At 76.9% G+C, this 14774-nt stretch carries 7 protein-coding genes; all 7 read right to left on the bottom strand.

The annotated features are described in order from the left end of the window. Nucleotides 1–14 precede the first annotated feature (14 nt). The 7 genes from ADL05_RS09415 to ADL05_RS09385 are packed head-to-tail and all read right to left on the bottom strand — an operon-like array spanning nucleotide 15 to nucleotide 14719. Nucleotides 15–1166: a class I SAM-dependent methyltransferase gene (locus tag ADL05_RS09415; protein ID WP_053616503.1), complete on the bottom strand. Its 1152-nt coding sequence runs from the start codon at nucleotides 1164–1166 to the stop codon at nucleotides 15–17. Then, nucleotides 1163–2545 carry a class I SAM-dependent methyltransferase gene (locus ADL05_RS09410; protein ID WP_156365783.1) on the bottom strand — a complete coding sequence of 461 codons (1383 nt, stop codon included), beginning with the start codon at nucleotides 2543–2545 and terminating at the stop codon, nucleotides 1163–1165. The genes ADL05_RS09415 and ADL05_RS09410 overlap by 4 nt, the downstream gene beginning before the upstream one ends. Beyond that, entirely contained in the window at nucleotides 2532–4247 is a 1716-nt protein-coding gene (locus tag ADL05_RS09405) for an ABC transporter ATP-binding protein (RefSeq protein ID WP_053616502.1), read from the bottom strand. Before ADL05_RS09405 ends, ADL05_RS09410 begins: the two co-directional genes overlap by 14 nt. Continuing rightward, complete coding sequence (locus ADL05_RS09400) at nucleotides 4244–5038, bottom strand: ABC transporter permease subunit (protein ID WP_053616501.1); 795 nt, start codon at nucleotides 5036–5038, stop codon at nucleotides 4244–4246. The genes ADL05_RS09405 and ADL05_RS09400 overlap by 4 nt, the downstream gene beginning before the upstream one ends. Continuing rightward, entirely contained in the window at nucleotides 5035–5994 is a 960-nt protein-coding gene (locus ADL05_RS09395; RefSeq protein WP_053616500.1) for an ABC transporter permease, read from the bottom strand. The genes ADL05_RS09400 and ADL05_RS09395 overlap by 4 nt, the downstream gene beginning before the upstream one ends. Beyond that, nucleotides 5994–7520, bottom strand: a complete 1527-nt coding sequence (locus tag ADL05_RS09390; protein ID WP_053616499.1) for an ABC transporter substrate-binding protein — start codon at nucleotides 7518–7520, stop codon at nucleotides 5994–5996. The genes ADL05_RS09395 and ADL05_RS09390 overlap by 1 nt, the downstream gene beginning before the upstream one ends. A 26-nt stretch (nucleotides 7521–7546) precedes the next feature. After that, the gene (locus tag ADL05_RS09385; RefSeq protein ID WP_053616498.1) at nucleotides 7547–14719 is read right to left on the bottom strand and encodes a type I polyketide synthase; all 7173 of its coding nucleotides are present in this window, start codon (nucleotides 14717–14719) and stop codon (nucleotides 7547–7549) included. Nucleotides 14720–14774: the final 55 nt, after the last annotated feature.

The following is a 14774-nucleotide window of genomic DNA, read 5'->3' as shown; positions in this document are numbered from 1 at the left end:
TATCCGGCTCCTCTTCAGGCGTCCCGCCGCGCGGCGAAGAGCGTCACCGAGACGGCGTCGAGCGGGTGGTCCGGGCCCGGCGCCGACGCCAGCGGGGTCAGTCCCGCATTCCGCAGCGCGGCCTCCCATTCCCGCCGGGACAGGAAGACGCGGTCGGTCCCGGCCCGGAAGTCGTGGGACCCGGGCCCGGGTCGGCCCTCGCGCGGCGACATCAGGAACTGCATCGACGCCAGGATCTGCGGCAGTTCGCGGCAGGTGTCCACGCACAGCAGCAGCCCGCCCGGGGCCAACAGGTCCCGCACGCCCCGCAGGCACGCGTCGACGGAGTGGGCGTTGTGCAGCACGTTCGCCGCGACCACCAGGTCCCGCGTGCCCGGGTCCACCACCCCCTTCCCGAGCGGGGTGTCGTTGGCGTCCAGGAACGCGAACCGTGTGCCCGGACGCCCGCCGAAGCGCTCCCGGCCCAGGTCCAGGAAGTACGGGGACACGTCGGTGAACACGTAGTCCACCGGGCCCCGCGCCAGCGCGCCGAGCAGGTCGGTGGTGGTGCCGCCCACGCCCGCGCCGATCTCCAGGACCCGGACGGGCGCCCCCGCGGGGCGGCCCTCGGCCGCCCACCGCGCCGCCTCGGCCGCCGCGGCGTTGACGTAGCGGTTGACGGTGTTCTCCCGGTAGGCCCCGTCCGCCGTGTCGGCCTCGCCGTCCGCGAACAGCAGCGCCTGCACGGCCACGTCGTCGCGCAGGAGCGCCGGCAGGTGGCTGAAGGCGCGCCGCAGGAACGCGACCATGGCCTCGGGGTAGCCCAGTCCTTCGCCGGACGCGGCCAGGCCGTGGGCTGCCTCGCGCAGCTCGCGCCGCCCCACGGCGCGCAGCCGGGTGAACGTCGAGCCGTCGCCCCACAGCATCCCCGCCCTGGAGAGCGCACCGAGCCAGCGGCGCAGGATCCAGCGGTGCCGGTCGGCGGTGCGGGTGGCCGCGGCGATCTCCGACTCGGTGTGCGACCCGCCCCGGAACAGCCCGTGGCTCCGCAGCGCCCACGCCATGGCGAGCAGGGCGACCTGGTCGATCTCCCGCATGAACCCCGGCAGGCGGTCCACGTCCACGTCCGTGACGGCACGGTCGGCCGCCGCGCGGATCCGGTCGTTGAGCCCCTCGGCCGTGGTCACGCGGCCTCCTCGACCGCGATCCTGACCGCGCGGGCCTCGGGGCGGTGCCTGCGCAGGTGCGAGCGGGCGGCCTCACCGAGCCTGCGTGCGACGAACGCGTGGAACGGCTCGTGCGCCTGTCCCGCGCCGACGTGTTCGGCCACCGGGCGCGGGGCCGCCGACGCGGGGGAGCAGACCTCCAGCACGCGCGGGTCGGCCGGGTCCAGGGCCACGCACGCGTCGAGCCCCGCCAGGGCGCTGCGCAACCCGGCGGGCGTACGCGCGTCCGGGGACCGTACCAGCAGCGCGTGGGGGATCCCCGCCACGCGGACCGGGCCCTGGGACAGAGCCTGTGCCAGGCGCACGTCGTCGGTGGCCGCGGTGGCCGTGGCGGACCAGGCCACGGCCCGGGGCGCGACCGGGGGGTCGGCCGCGTCCACGTGGAAGACCGCGTCGAACCGGTACCGGGTCAGCTCGGTGTCGGCGCCCATGGTCTTGGCCCGCACGCCCAGGCGTACCTCGCGCGGCGACGCGGCGCCGATCGCGGCCAGGCAGGCGGGGTCGAAGAGCAGTTCGTCGTCGCGCTCGCCCCGGCGGGCTGCCCGCCGGGCGATCTCGGCGTCCGAGGCGTCGGGGTCGGCGGCGCGCTCGACCCAGGCGCCGTACTCGGTGAGCAGGCCCGCGTGCCGGTTGTCGCCGACCACGACCGTGCCGCCCGGCCGCACCAGGGATATCGCGTCCAGGAGGACGGCCCGGAGGTAGCCCAGGTCGGGGAAGCACTGTGTGACGGAGTTCAGCAGGACGCAGTCGGGGCGTGCGCCCGCGCCCGCCACGCGCTCCAGGGCCCCGGCCACCGGCGCGGACGCCGCCTCGTGCGCGGCGGCGCGGACGAAGGCGGTGCCGGGCAGCCCGGCGGCGGTGAGGGTCGCCACGGCGGTGGGGGCGACGTCCGTGCCGACGTAGCCGCCCACCCGCCCGTGCAGTCGGTGGGCCAGCAGGCCGGTCCCGCACCCGAGTTCCAGGACCAGGTCCGGCCGCGTCTCCAGGACCAGGTCCACCGTGCGGTCGACCCACTCGCCCATGTGCTCGACCGGCAGCGGGTCGCCGGTGTCCGAGGCCCGCCAACCGGACAGGTCCAGGTCGCCGGAGTGCCGGCCCTCGGCCTTCTCGTAGGTCCAGTCGTAGAGCTCGCCCCAGTGGTCGAGGTACTCCGACACGAGCGCCCCGATCCGCGGCCGGGAGGCGAGCGCGTTCGGGTGCGGGCGGATCCGTACGACGCCGTCCTCCACCCGGGCTCCGGCGATCCACGGATGGCCGGCCAGCGCCTCGGCGGCCCGGGCGGGCAGGTCGTGCACGTCGTTCGAGTCGGCCTGGCCGGACAGGGGTTCAGGGCCTGGCATGGATGGTCTCCGTTCGACGGGGTTCGGTGGGCGGGAGGCGCAGGGAGCGCCCCTCGACGGTCAGGATCCGGTCGGCGCGCGCGGCGACGCCGGGTTCGTGTGTGGCCACGAGCACCGCGAGCCCGGAGCGGCACAGGTCGCGCAGCAGGTCCAGGACCGCCGCGGTCGTCCCGGGGTCCAGGGCGGAGGTGATCTCGTCGGCGAGCAGGACGTCCGGCCCCGCGGCCAGGGCACGGGCCAGGGCCACGCGCTGGCGCTGTCCGCCGGAGAGCGCGCCCGGCCCGCGGTGTCCGGCGTCGGCGTCCAGCCCGACCCGGTCGAGCAGTGCGGCGGCCCCGGCACGCGCGTCGGAGGCGGACAGCGAGCGCAGGACGCGCAACGGTCGTGCCACGGCCGAGGCGGCGGTGTGCGCGGGATTGAGCGCCCCGGCGGGGTCCTGCGCCACGAACTGGATCGCGCGCAGGCCCGCGCGGTCGCGGGCGCCGACGGTCGGGGCCAGCGCGCGGCCGTGGAGCAGGACGCGGCCCGAGGAGGGGGTGTGCAGGCCCGCGACGGCGCGGAGCAGGGTGCTCTTGCCCGAGCCGGAGGGGCCCGTCACGGCGACCATCTCCCCGGGGCGCAGGTCGAGGCGGACGCCGTCCAGGAGCGGGCGCCCCGGGTGACCGACGTCCACGTCCACGAGGCGCAGGACCGGTGGGCCCTCGGGCCGGCCCCGGGAGCCGAGTGCCGGACGTGTGCCGTTCCGTGCCCGGTCGTCGTGCCCCGCCCGCACGTTCGCCAGGCGCGGGACCGGTGGATGGTCGGGTTCGTCGGGCGTCCCGTGTGCTGGATCTGCACCGTTCCGGGCCCGGCCCTCGTGCCCCGCCTGCACGTCCGTGAGGTGTGGGGCCGATGGGCCCGCGGGCTCGTCGGAGGTTGCGTGCGCCGGACGGGTGCCGTTCCGGACTCGGCCCTCGTCGGTTCGCGCGGACGCCATGGCCCCACTGGTCAGCCGCACGGCGGGTCGGTCGGCTCCAGCGGCGGACACCGGTCGCTCGACGGGTCGTGTCGCGGCCGGACCGAGCGCGAGGACCCGGTCGGCGACGGCGGCGGTGAACTCCGGGTCGTGCGAGACGACCAGCGTGAGGCCGCCCCGAGCCCGCCTGCGGCCGATCTCCCGCGCCACCAGCGCGACCGCGGCGGCGTCGAGCCCGCTTGTCGGTTCGTCCAGGACGAGCAGCGGCGGATCGGACAGCACCGCGCGGGCCAGTGCCACCCGCTGGGCCTGGCCGCCGGACAGGGTGTGCGTCCGGCGACGCACCACGTCCTCGGCGTCCAGCCCCAGCGACGACAGCAGGGGGACCAGAGATGCGCGGGCGCCGCCGCCCTCGCGCACCGCGGTCCCGACCGTGGACAGCGGGTTGAGACCCTGCACGGGGTCCTGGGTCAGGACGCCCGTGTGGGTACGCCGCCAGCGCCGCGCGGCGCGGCCGGGCCGGACCTCGGCGTCCCGCCACCGCACGCGGCCGCGCACGCGTCGGGTCCCGGGCGCCAGGGCGTCCAGGAGCCCGAGCACCGCCGTCGTCTTGCCGCATCCGGAGGGCCCGGTGAGGGCGACCGTCTCACCCGCCCGGGCGGCCAGCGAGAAGCCGTCGACCAGGACGGTCCCGTCCGCTCCCGTGACGGTCAGGTCGTCCACCCGCAGAATCGGTGCCGTGGTCATGGGGCGGGCTCCCGGAGCCGGGTCCGCCGCTCGGCCGTGCCCCGCGCGAACGCGGCGGCGACCAGGGCGGTGACGGTCAGCGCGGCGGCGGGTGCCACCAGGGCCGGAGGGTTGAGCGCCGCCCCGGCCAGGTTCTCGCGCAGCATCAGCCCCCAGTCGGGGGCGGGCGGCTGCGCGCCCAGCCCCAGCATGCCGAGCGCCGCCGCCAGCTGGAGGGCGACGACGAAGCGCAGCCCCAGGTCGGCGGTGGCCACCCCCGCCAGGCCCGGCAGGACCTCCCGGACCAGCAGGACCGGAGTACGCTCGCCGCGCCCGAGCGCCGCCTCCACGTACCCGGTCCGGCGCGCGCGGCGCACGGCGTCGCGCACCACGCGCAGGGTCAGCGGGGCGCCGCCGCAGACCGCGCCGGCCACGACGGCGGCCGGTGCCGGAAGCACCACCGCCAGCACGAGGGCGACCAGCAGCAGGGGCACACCGAGCAGGAGGTCGGCGGTCCCCGACAGCAGCCGGTCGGGCCAGCCCCCGTACCACCCGGCCACCAGGCCGCCCAGAGTCCCGGCGGCCCCGGCGGCCACGGCGGCCAGCACGGAGGTCAGGACGATGCCCCGGCCGCCCGACAGCGTCCGGGACCACACGTCACGGCCGGCCGCGTCGGTGCCGAGCAGATGGTCGCCGCCGGGCGCCAGCCACGGCGCGGCGACGGTCGAGGACGGGTCGTGCGGGGCCAGGGCACCGCCCCACACCGCCAGACCCAGGACCACCAGGGCGGCCACGCCCACCGAGCCCCTCATGCCGTCACCGGCTCGGTCAGGGCCGCGGCGGCGTCGGCGGCGGCGGTCCCGGCGACGACGACCGCCGACGCCAGCAGGGCCACGGCCTGGACGACCGGGACGTCGCGGGTCGCGATCGCGCTGACCAACAGCTCACCGAGCCCCTGGTAGCCGAACATCGTCTCCACCACGGCCGTGGCCGCCACGAGCGCGCCCGCCGACACGGCCAGCACCCGCAGGGCCGGGGCGAGCAGGAACGGCGCCACGTGCCGCGTGGCGATCCGCCACCGCGGCACCCCGCGCAGCTCCGCGTCCCGCACGTGCGGGAGCGCCCGGGCGTCGGCGAGCGCGCCGCCGAGCAGCCCGGCACCGTAGGCGGCGATCGGCACGGCCAGGGCGAGCGACGGCAGGACCAGGAGCGTGGGCTCGTCCAGCGGCGAGCCCCCGGCCCGCACCAGCGAGACCGGGGGCAGCACGCCCCAGGCGACGGAGAACAGCGCGACCAGTCCGGCCACGAACGCCGGCTGGGGCACGGCGGCCAGCCCGGCCACCGCGCCCGCCGTCCAGCTCCGCGCCCGTGGCGGGGCCGCCCCGGCCGCCCACGCGAGCACCGCGGTCAGCGGCACGGCCACCAGCAGCGCGGCGCCCGCCAGGGTGAGCGTCGCGGGCAGGCGGGCGCCGACCAGCACCGCCACCGGCCGGTCGTTGACCAGGGAGGTTCCGGCGTCGCCCGTCACCAGACCGGCCAGCCAGCGCGCGTAGCGCTCGTGGGCCGGGGCGTCCAGCCCCGCGGCCGCCCGCATCGCGTCGAGCTGCTCGGCGGTCGCCCCCGCCCCGGCGCGCACCGCGACGGCGTCCGACGGCAGCAGGTCGCTCACCGCGAAGACCGCGACCGAGACCGCCGCCAGCAGGGCGCAGGCGCGCACCACGGACGTGAGCGCGCGCGTCCACCGCGAACGCCGAGGGGCCGTGCGCATCAGCCGGTCAGCCGCACCTGGTCGATGAACAGCTTGTCGAATCCGGGCCCGTCCGGCAGATCGGCGACGTCGTCCGTGGCGAGGTCGATGCCGTCCCCGGTGCCCCACACCACGTAGCCGCCCTCGTCCCGCAACTCCAGCATCAGCTCGGAGAGGATCCCGTCGCGCTCCTGGGCGTCGGCGGTCGACAGGGCCTCGGCGAAGGCCGCGTCCCACTCCGGCCGCTCCCAGGCCGTCTCGTTGGTGGGCGCGTCGCTGAGCAGGGCGACGGTCGCGATGTCGGTGAACGGGATGCCGCCGTAGAAGCCGGTGTAGAACGGCTCCTGCGCGAAGACGTCGGTCCAGTAGGTGTCCGGCGGATCCATCGAGATCTCGACGTCCACCCCGACCTCCTCCAGCTGTTCGGCGTAGAGCGTGGCCGCGGTGTCCATCCCCGGATAGGACGTGGTCGTGTGCAGCACGACCTCCAGCCCGTCCCCGTGCCCGGCGTCGGCGAGCAGCTCCCGGGCCCGATCCACGTCGCGCTCGCGCGCCTCGGTCTCCGGACTCGCGGGATCGGCCGGGGCGATGACGTCGTCGCCCACCTGCCCGTACCCCAGGAACACCGTCTCGACCAGCTGGTCGCGGTCGGCGGCGAGCCGGAAGGCCTCGCGCACGGCGGGGTCGTCGAAGGGCGGGGTGTCCAGCCGCATGACGAACGGGTACATCGTCACGGCCGGGCGCCGCACGACCTGCAGCCCCTCCTCCTCGGCGGCGGCCACGGACGAGGGGGCGACGCTGCTGCCCACGTCGGCCTGTCCCGAGCTCACCGCCTGGGCGCGCGCCTGCGGGTCGGCGACCGCCGAGATCTCGACGCGCTCCAACGGCGGCGTCGGCCCCCACCAGTCGTCGTTGCGCTCCAGGACGGCGTTCTCGGCGTCGCCCTCGGCGAAGAGGAACGGCCCGGACCCGGGGACGGGCTCGCTGAAGTCCTCGGTGCCCTCGGGCACGACGAAGGTGACCGCCTCCAGGGCCCGCGGGGCGGCGGCGTAGGGCTGGTGCGCGACGACCGTCAGGGTGTGGTCGTCGACGACCTCCGAGGCCGCGAAGTCGAACATGCCCAGGCGGCCGAAGTTCTCGGCGGCCTTGTCCTCGATGCGGCGCAGTGAGTAGAGCACGTCGGCCGCGCGCACGGGGGAGCCGTCGCTGAAGACCGCGTCGGAGCGCAGGGTGATGGTCCACTCGACGAGCTCCTCGTCGGCGGGCTCGACCGACTCGGCCAGGCGCAGCTCGGTGGTGCCGTCGTCGCCGGGCACGGCCAGGACGTCGTAGAGCAGTCCGAAGCGCAGGGAGTCGGACTCGTTGCCCACGCCGCCGTGCGGGTCGTGGGTCGCCGTCGAGGGGGAGCCGGTGGCGGCGTAGCGCAGGGTGTCGCCGCCGGCGTCCGGCTCGGCGGCCGGATCCGCGCCGGAACAGGCCGAGACGGCCAGCAGGGCGGCGCTCAGGAGCAGGGCTCCCGGGCGGGGGATCGTGTGCGGTGTGTTCACTCGTGTCCTTCGGGGTGTCGGGGGATTCACCGGGAGCCGTCGTGGCCCGGGTCGATGTGGGGGAGCAGTGCCTCGTTCACGAGGTCGGCGAGCCGCGCGACGGCGGGCGGCCGCATCAGGGAGTAGTGGTCGGCCCGCAGCCCCGCGACGCTCGGGGGAGTGGCCAGGTGGCGGCCCCAGCCGAGGTCGTCGAGCCCGGGCGGGGTGTCGTCCACGCCCATGCCGATGCCGGAGTTGCGGGAGGCGGGCAGGTCGGCTCGGACGACGAGGGCGGCGGTCCGGGCGGCGGCCAGCCGTCGCGGCTCGAACGCGGCCAGGGCGCGCATGTGCCGGTCGAAGACACCGACCCGTTCGCGCAGGACCGTGCTCCCGCCGCCCAGCAGGCCGTGCTCGCGCAGTCGCTGCTCGGCCTCGGACCACCGCTCACGGGGTTCCCTGGCGATGAACGCGGCCCGTTCGGCGCCGTCGCCGATGCCCAGGTCGATGCCGAGGTAGCCCTCCAGCGCGGCCAGGTGCCGGGCGAGCGTCTCGCCCTCGGCGTCCCGGGGATCGTGCAGGTCCACGGAGGTGATGTGGGTCGGGTCGTTGGAGTCCAGCAGCAGGAGCAGGTCGACGGTCTCGCCCTGTTCGTGGAGCAGGCAGGCCATCTCCTGGGCGAGGTCGCCGCCCATGGACCACCCGCCGAGCAGGTAGGGGCCGCGGGGTTGGCGGCGGCGGACGAGCGCGAGGTGGTGGCGGGCCAGGCCGGTGATGGTGTCCGGTCCGGAGCCGCCGACCAGGCCGGGGTCGGTGACGGCCTCGACGCCCACGCGCGGGTCCAGGGCGCGGGCGAGGGCGGTGTAGCAGAGCACGTCGCCGCCGGAGGGGTGCAGGAGGAAGAGTGTGCGGTCGCCGGTGCCGGACCGGAGCGGGAGCAGGGCGTCCTCGCACACCTGCGGGTGCGTGGTGTCCGGACCCTGTGCACTCGTGTCCGGCCCCGGGCCCACGTCCGAGTTCTCGTCCGCCTCCGTGGCCGTTCCGGTGCCCGAGGCGGACACGGTGTTCCGGGGCCGCGGGTCCTCCGTGGTCGGTCGCGCCTCGGCGACTCCCGCCCGCGGGTCCAAGGCGGACCACTCCCCGGTGGCCAGCCGCCGCACCCGGGCCACGTGGTCGGCGAAGGCGCGGTCCACCTCCTCGGCGGGCAGCGCCGGTTCGAGGGCGTCCCACTGCAGGAGGAGTTCGCCGCGCTGGACGAGGACCTGGTGGTCCAGGACCGTCTGCGGAGTCTGGCTCAGGGCGTGCACCTGGGTGCCCACCCACTGCAGGTCGTGCTCCGAGCCCAGCGCGTCCTCCAGGCCGACCGCGCTGGTGAACACCACCGGCACCGACTCGACCCGCCCCGTGCGCGCCGCCCGCTCGGACAGCAGGTCCAGCGCGGAGAACGCGCGGTGGTCCAGGTCCTGGAAGAGCCGCCGGTGCACCGCGCGGACCCGGTCCGCGAAGGGGGCGTCCGCCAGGTCCACCTCGTGCAGGAGCAGCGAGGTGAAGTCCCCGACCACGTCGTTGACGTCGGGATGCACGTCGGGCCGGTCGAACAGGGTGAGCGTCAGGGCGAAGCGGTCCTGGCCCGACCACGCGGCCAGCGTCTCCGCGTAGGCGGCGAGCAGGACGGCGGTCGGGGTCACCCCGTGGCGCGCGGCCCGCTCCCGCAGGGCGTCCCACTCCGCCGAGTCCAGCCGTGCGGTGCGGCGCTCGAACCGGTGGTCGGCCGCCTCGCGCGCGACCGGCAGGTCCGGCGCGCCGGGCAGTGCGTCGCGCTCGCGCCAGTACCGGGCCGCGCGCTCCCATTCGGCGGAGCCCCGGCCCGCGTCGATCGCGGTGACGCAGGTGGCGAAGTCGACTCCGGGCTCGGGCAGACCGCCGTCGGGGTTCTCGTAGAAGTACTGGACCTCCCGGTCGATGATCCAGTAGCTCGCGGCGTCGCAGATCAGCACGTCCACGCCGATGAGCAGCCGGGTGCGGCCCCCGGGCAGCCGGACCGCCTGCACCTGGAACAGCGGCCACTGGTCCGCGGGCCCGGACTCGCGCGCCACGCGCTCGCGCAGGCGGGTGAGACGGGCCTCGCGCCGCTCCGGGGGCCGGGTCGACAGGTCGTGCACGCGGATCCGGTAGCGGGGCAGCCGGTCCAGGACGGTGAAGGTGCCCTGGGTGGTGGTGACGGCGCGCAGCATGGCGTGCCGGTCGATCACCCGGTTCCACGCGGCCTCGTAGCGTGCGACGTCCAGGTCGGCGCAGTCGTATTCGAGGTAGAAGCGGCAGGCCAGGTCGCCCAGCTCGTAGCCGCCGTCCCGGCCGACCCAGTAGGCGTGCTGGACGCGGGTCATCGGGATGGCGGAGCCGTGCGCGGCGCGCACGGGGGCGGGGCCGGACGCGTGCGCGTGGTCGGGCGCGGGCACACCGGCCCTGCCGCCGACCAGCGCGGCGATACCGCCCAGTGTGGGTTCGGCGAGCACGTCGCGCAGGCCCAGTTCGACACCGAACCGGCGGCGCAGGGCCACGAGCATCCGGGTGGCGAGCAGCGAGTGGCCGCCGAGCGCGAAGAAGTCCGCGTCGGCCGAGCGCACGGGGACGCCGAACAGGTCGCTCCACAGGTCCGCGAGGACCCGCTCGACCGGGTCGAGTTCGTCGGCCGACCCCTCTCCCGCGGCACCGGGTTCGGGCCGCGGCACGGGGCGGGCGGCGTCGGCCACCCGCACCCGCAGGTCGGTGGCGGACACGGCGACCACGGGCGGCGCGGTGCCGGTGGCGCACGCCGCCAGCAGCCGGTCCAGCGCGGACATGCCGGTCGCCGCGTCGAGCGCGAAGTCGAGGTTGACGATCCGGTCCGCACCGAGCGGGCCCACCCGCCAGGCGTCCCACACCACGCTGAGCCAGCGTGTGCGGGGATCGTCGACGGATGCGGCGGCCAGCGCGTCCAGGAACGCGTTCGACGCGCAGTAGGGGCCCATCCCGACGCCGCCGACGAGGGTGCCGGCCGAGGACATCAGGACCACGGAGGAGGGCCGCCGCTCGGGCTCCAGCGCGGCCACGGCCGCACGCAGGGCGAGGGCGCCCCGGATCTTGGAGTGGACGTGTCCGGCGACGTGCTCGGCGGTCACCGAGCGCAGCGGTGCCAGGTCGGCCGTGGCCACGACGCCCGCGGCGTGGACGACGAGGGCCAGCCCGGGGCCGCCCGGGTCGGCCAGGTCGGCGAGCAGCGCCGTCATGGCGCCGGTGTCGGCGGCGTCCACCGCGCGCACCTCGACCGGTGTGCCCCGCTGGGCGAGGGTGCGCAGCGCCTGTACCCGCTCCTCGGCTCGGCTGCCGGGCTCGGGGGAGTCCGGGGGAGCGGAGCGGGAGGTGACGACCACGCGCATCCCGCGCGCGGACAGGTGCGCGGCCGTGGTGAGCCCGACGTCGCCCAGCCCACCGGTGATGAGCGCGACCGGCCGCTGGTCGAGGGGCAGGTCGGGGCCGCCCGCCGAACTCCCGGGCTCGCCGGGTGCCTCGGGCGCATGGTCCGCGTGAGTCGCGAGGGACGCCTGGGGTGCCTGATCCGCGTGTGGGACCTCGGGGGCAGGGGGAGTGCGGGATGCTCCGGCCGCGTGTGTCGTGGGGGGCGCTTCGGAGGCGTGCGATACGGGGGACACCTGGGGCGCGTCGCCCGTGTGAGATGCCGGGTCGGCATGGGTCGTGTGGGACGCTGCGTGCGCCTCGGGCGCACGGTTCGTGAGCGCTTCCTCGGGCGTGTGGGTCGTGCGGGATGCTTCGGGCGGCTGGGGTGCCGCGTGCGTGTGGGTCGGCTGGTGCGGCAGGTGTGGGCTGAACGTGGCAGACACGGGGGACGTGCCCGGCCGCCAGGGGGCGACGCCGCGGATCCACCGGGTGGCGCCGCGCACGGCGGCCTCGGTGCCGCTGGTCCGGGAGCGAGCGAGGTCGGCCAGCTCGGCGACGACCGCCGGGCCGATCCGCACGCGCTCCCCGACGTCGAGCGTGCGCCACACCAGGCCCGGGGTCTCCTGGGCGAGGACACGGGGGAGCACACGAGCCGTCGCGCCCGCCGCGTGGCCGCGGTCGGCGCTCTCCACCCGCTCCACCGCCCGGCCGACCTGGAGGACCACCGGCACCGGCGGGTCCAGGTCGGCGAGTGCACGGGCGGCCCCGGCGTGGGCGAGGACCTGTTCGGTGACGGCGTCGGGGTCGTGCTCCCGGCCGGGGACGGTGTCGAGCAGCAGCACCGCGCCGTCGAACGGTCCCGTGTCCTCCTCGCCGGGGCCGACGACCGTGGCGCCGGCGTCGGCCAGCGCCGCACGCAGGGCGGCCGCGTCAGCCGCCGCTCCGGTGCCCTCGGCACCGACCGTGTCGCCAGAGCCGTCCGGGGTCTCCGAGGCGTCCGTGGCGGCGGGTCCGACCAGCAGCCAGCGGCCGGTCAGGGGCGCGGGGTCCAGCGGTGGGGACTGCGACCACACCGGGACCTGCAGGGGGTCGTCGGCGTCGGGGACCTCGCCCCCGGCCGACCGCGGCCGCTCGGGCGGGTCCACCCACAGCCGACGCCGCTGGAACGCGTAGCCGGGCGCGGCGACCCGGTGCCGTCCACCGGCGTGCAGCGCGGTGAAGTCCACCTCGGCCCCGTGCGCCCACAGCGAGCCCAGGGCGGCACGCACGGCCACCGCGTCGGACTCCTCCGGCTCCGTCGCGAGCGTGGTCAGCGCGGTGGCCAGCTCCGGCAGGCCGTTGCGTCGGGCGAGGGAGGCCAGCGCCGCACCCGGGCCGACCTGGACCAGCACCGCGGACCGATCTCCGACCGCGGCGCGCAGGGCCCGGTCGAAGCGGACCGTGCCGCGCAGCTGGTCCACCCAGTGCTCGGCGGTCCCCAGCGCGTCGGAGACCGGCTCTCCCGTGACGGTGGAGACGATCGGCACCGTCGGCGGTGCGGCGGCCAGGCCGCGCGCGGCGTCGCGCACGTGGTCCATGGCGGGCTCCACCAGCCGGGAGTGCGCGGCCACGTCCACGTGCACGGTCGTGCACCTGTGGCCCGCGGCGGACAGCTCGGCCCCGACGGCGGCGACCGCCGCGCGCGGTCCGGACACCACACAGGAGTCCGGAGCGTTCACGACCGCCAGGTCCACGTCGGGGTGGCGGGTCAGGAGGGCGACCGTGTCCTGCTCACCGAGGGGGACGGAGAGCATCGTGCCCTCGCCCGCGCTCTTGGCGACGGCGGTGGAGCGGACCGCGACCAGGCGCACGGCGTCGGCGAGGGCCAGCGCGCCGCTGACCACGGCCGCCGGGTACTCGCCCAGGCTGTGGCCGAGCACCGCGTCGGGGCGCACGCCCCACGACTCCAGGAGCCGTGCGGTGGCCAGGGAGACGGCGAACAGGGCGGGCAGGCCGACGGCGGCGTCGCGTGCGCGGTCGGCGGCCCCCTCCGGGCCGGTCACCACGTCGCGGATGTCGGCGCCCAGCAGCGGCAGGAACAGTTCGGCGCAGTCGTCGACGCAGCGCGCGAACACGGGTTCCTGCTCGTAGAGTTCGGCGCCCATCCCGGTGTGCTGGCTGCCTCCGCCGGGGAAGGCGAAGACGACGCGGGCGCTCGCGCCGGAGGCGGAGACCGGCACGGCGGCGCGCAGGGCGTCGGAGACCCGGCCCTCGGCCGCGACCGCGGCCATCCGGTGCGCCGTGGGGTGGGCCCGCCCGGTCTGCAGGGTGAACGCCAGGTCGGCGGGGTCGGCGGTCCGCGCGGCGGGGGAGTCCGTCCCGGCCGCCCGGGCGTCGCGGGCGAGGCCGTCCGCCGTCGCGGTCAGCGCCGCACGGGTGTGCGCGGCGAGGGGCAGGATCTGGGGCCGCCGGTCCCGCGGCGCCGGGCCGCGCTCGGGCGCCGGGCCGAGGATGGCGTGGGCGTTGGTGCCGCCGATCCCGAAGGAGCTGACGCCCGCGAGTTCGGGGCCCTCCCACGGCCGGGTGCGGGTGACGACCTCGAAGGGTGACCGCTCCAGCCCCAGGAGTTCGTTGACCGGTTCGGCGTGCAGGGAGGCGGGCAGCGTGCGGTGGTGCAGGGCCAGCACCGTCTTGATGAACGACGCGATGCCCGCGGCCGAGTTGGTGTGGCCGATGTTGCTCTTGACCGAGCCGAGCCCGCACCACGACGGGCCGGACTCGCCGTAGACCCGCTTCAGCGCGGCCGTCTCGATCGGGTCGCCGAGCCGGGTGCCGGTGCCGTGGGCCTCGACGTAGCCGACCTGGCGCGGGTCGGCCCCCGCGACCGCCAGCGCCTCGACCAGGACACGGGCCTGGCCGCGCATCGAGGGCGCGGTGAAGCCCGCCTTGGCGGCGCCGTCGTTGTTGATCGCCGACCCGTGCAGCACCGCCAGCACCGGGTCGCCGTCGCGCTGGGCGTCGCCCAGGCGGCGCAGGACGACGGCGCCCGCCCCCTGCGTGTAGACCACGCCGGACCCCTCCGACGAGAAGGGTCGGACGGTGCCGTCGCGGGAGTAGATGCCGTCGGGTGTGTACAGGTAGCCCCGACCCTGGGGGACGATCAGGGACACGCCGCCGGCCAGCGCGGTGTCGCACTCGCCGTTGAGCAGGGACTGGGCGGCCGTGTGCACCGCCACCAGCGAGGTCGAGCAGGCGGTGTTGACCGCGACGGCGGGGCCGGTGAGGTCGAGCCGGTAGGCGGTCTGGGCGGGCAGGTAGTCGGTCTGGGTCGCGATCGCCGTCTGAAGGGTGCCGACGGGGTCGTCACCGGCCCCCGCGGAGTCCCAGCGGTCGGCCAGGTTGGCCGCGAGGTAGGCGCTCTGCGCGGCGCCGGCGAAGACGCCGACCGAGCCCGCGCCGGTGCCGCCGCCGTGGCCCGCCTCCTCCAGCGCCTGCCAGGCGCATTCGAGGAAGAGCCGCTGCTGCGGGTCGAGCAGGGCGGCCTCGGCGTCGGTGAGGCCGAAGGGGTCGGGGTCGAACAGGTCCTGGCCGTCGATGATCCCGGCGACCGGCACGTAGGCGGGGTCGCGGAGCACCGCGGGCCGCACGCCCATGTCGGTGAGCTGGGCGGGGGTGAGGCGGGTCAGGCCCTCGCGTTCACCGGCGAGCAGGTCCCAGAAGGACGCGGCGTCGGGTGCTCCGGGGAAGCGGCAGGCCAGACCGGTGACGGCGATCGCGGTCGCGGGGTCGGGGGCGTGGGGGCTCATCCGGCGACCTCCGTGGCGGCGGCGCGGGCGCGGCGGCGGGCGTCGGCGCGGGTGG

The sequence above is a fragment of the Nocardiopsis sp. NRRL B-16309 genome (assembly GCF_001279585.1).
GTDB lineage: Bacteria > Actinomycetota > Actinomycetes > Streptosporangiales > Streptosporangiaceae > Nocardiopsis.
This window is presented reverse-complemented; position numbering and strand designations above follow the sequence as displayed.